The sequence below is a fragment of the Caballeronia terrestris genome (assembly GCF_001544515.1).
Classification (GTDB): Bacteria; Pseudomonadota; Gammaproteobacteria; order Burkholderiales; family Burkholderiaceae; genus Caballeronia; species Caballeronia terrestris.
On record NZ_FCOL02000272.1, the window covers coordinates 1 to 2,427 of the forward strand.

Consider the following 2,427-nt stretch of genomic DNA (forward strand, 5'->3'; position numbering starts at 1 on the left):
CCTTCGGACACAGACGGCAAATGCGCCAAGCGCCGAAACGATGAAACCGCCGTTCAATAAACCGGACGTTATATGCGCGCCAGTGTCAAGTCAGGACAGCATCAGTCCTGACGGGGATCAGCATTGAAGGGGCGCTCAGGCGACTTCGCAAGCGCCGCTCGCAGATCCTCCAAATGGGCTCGGTATCCCTGCGCATCTCCGTACGCTAGGAATCGCTGGTAGCGAGCGTGAGTGCCCAGGGCTTTGCGCGCGTGCTTGATCGGGCACCAGTACTGTTCCGTGCGCGCAGCTATCTCCGCGGTGTAGGCGATAAGTCCGTTGGCATATTCACAGTAACCACAGTTAAGCTTCTCAATGACGTTGAGGTAATTCAATTGCCAGCGATCACGGATGATATAGTCCGCGCGCTTCACCTTCGCAATGCGAAACAGCGGAAAGCAGATCGCCTGGTAGACGGTCGCGCCGACGTCGAGCAGTACAAGTGGCACGATTAGTCCGTAAATAAACGGAGCGGCCACCCACCTGCGAGGTTCGCTCGCTTTGAGCCAAGCAATCAAGCCGATTCGCAAGTCCCGATGTAGGCGTTTGAGACTCGATTCGAACTCAACGCGTTTTCCTCGGAGCGTGAAGAAAATCGGCACCTCCCGATCGTGCAGGACGATCTGCAGTTCGTCTTCCAGTTCGCTGATTTGCGAGAGTAGTTGTTGCAATCTATCGGTCACTATGCTTCTCCGCGGTCGGAACATTCCAAATTTCTATGGCGTCGAATGCATTGTAGTCTTCCATTCGTTTTGCATTTCGAAAGGCTCGTGGAGAGCAGACTGCGTAGCAGCACGAAGATTAGACAGGGCGATGAAGAGAACCCGAGAGGTCCGCCCCACAATTTTTGGGTCAGCCGCTACCCCGGGGGTTGAGAAGGATTGGTGGCTTCCGATCGGGCGAAACTCAACTGCCCCTTCATGTTGCCGCGTATATTTGCGGGGCACCGATCGGTGCCGGCTACCAGAGCGAAGGGGGATTGAGCAATGACCGAGAAGGCGGTGCCAGTGCAACAGCCAATGCGCATCGCAGGGCAGCTTGATAGAACGTCCGACACTAACACTCGGCTTTTCTGTCGAACACCGCACCTCGTTTGATCCTTCGCCATGCAAGCCCTAACGATGGTATGAAGAGCGAGGCACGCCTCTGTTTTCACGGACATCTCTATTGTCCTCGCCATTGATTTGCGGCGGCCTCCATGAACTGCCTGCCGACACCAGAGATACAACCCACCGCGCGGGCATCCTGGCGAATATGCGAGACGGTCGCGCTTCGCGCTCTCGGGACTTCGGACGCTTGATCCCGATCAAAACCCCGGTGCACCGGTGCGTCTCTGCCGCGTTTTTGGGCGCGACAAAAAAGCGGTTTGAAGTCGTAGCTCGTCGCTTCCCAGGCAGCCCCGCCACTTTATTCAGCATGTCGCGGCCAGGCCGATTTTCGGTTAGCATCTTTTGCGGGACTAACCGGGAATAATCATCCGAACGGCCGCTGCGCCGATCGCCCGTGGCAATCCAGCCAAGAACAAGCAATGACCGGCTTGCGGTGAACGCCCCCATTCCCGACTTCTTCGACACGAGCTTAAGGACACCACCATCAGCGGCAATCGCGACGACCCCGTCGATGACCGCGCTCCAAAACAGGGCCTTCATCGGGCTGATGGGCGAATACTGAACTCCGAGTCCGGCGAGCACGCTCACGGCGATGATGCCGTAAAGTCCACGAGCATCATTCACCTTGCGTTCGAGCCCCTCTTTCCAGCCCATCGCTTCGGAAAGGACATAGGCTCCAGAACCCGCCAGCACGGGTACGCCAATCAGGCCGACCCTAAGGATTCCAAGAGCAAAGAGCACGTAGGCGAAGTTGCCGTCGAGCGGCCGAAGTGCGCTGGCAGCCTCGGTTGGCGAAAACGTGGTCTTGATATTGGCGGCGAGTCCTTTCCCGGTGACCCGGCCAAGGTTCGCACACGTGGATTGCATCGCGGCCATCAGTGGAAAGGCCAGCGGCATCGTCCAGAGCATATTGAGACCGAATTGAGCGCCGGCTTGGGAATAGGTGGCTATGCCGCTCGGATCGTCGTCAGCTACGCCGGTGATCAGCCCTGGCCCGACACGCGACAGGGGGGTGCTCCCTCAGTCGCCCCCACAAGGCGCGAATGGCATTCACACGTTCCATCTTGCTTATCCCATCCTCAGAGCATCGCACGCAGTCGCCTCACGGCGCAATTGAAAGGTGCGGTCCGCGCCATGAACGACACCAGATAGCTCGCTCGCTTGCGATTTGTGTCGCGCCGGGGTTCAAGGCTCCAGCACGTATGCCCCGGGGGCCTCGCCAAGTCCATCGGCAACCATGCGCGCATCTACCACGCCACTCGACTGCTCACGCAACCAA

At 58.3% G+C, this 2,427-nt stretch carries 1 protein-coding gene and 1 pseudogene; both read right to left on the reverse strand.

The genetic code is table 11. The features are described from left to right. Nucleotides 1-101: 101 nt before the first annotated feature. Complete coding sequence (locus tag AWB67_RS36385; protein WP_087660689.1) at nt 102-722, reverse strand: ACT domain-containing protein; 621 nt, start codon at nt 720-722, stop codon at nt 102-104. 776 nt (nt 723-1,498) lie between these two features. Further along, nucleotides 1,499-2,211 (reverse strand): annotated as a pseudogene (locus tag AWB67_RS36390) (divalent metal cation transporter). Nucleotides 2,212-2,427: the final 216 nt, after the last annotated feature.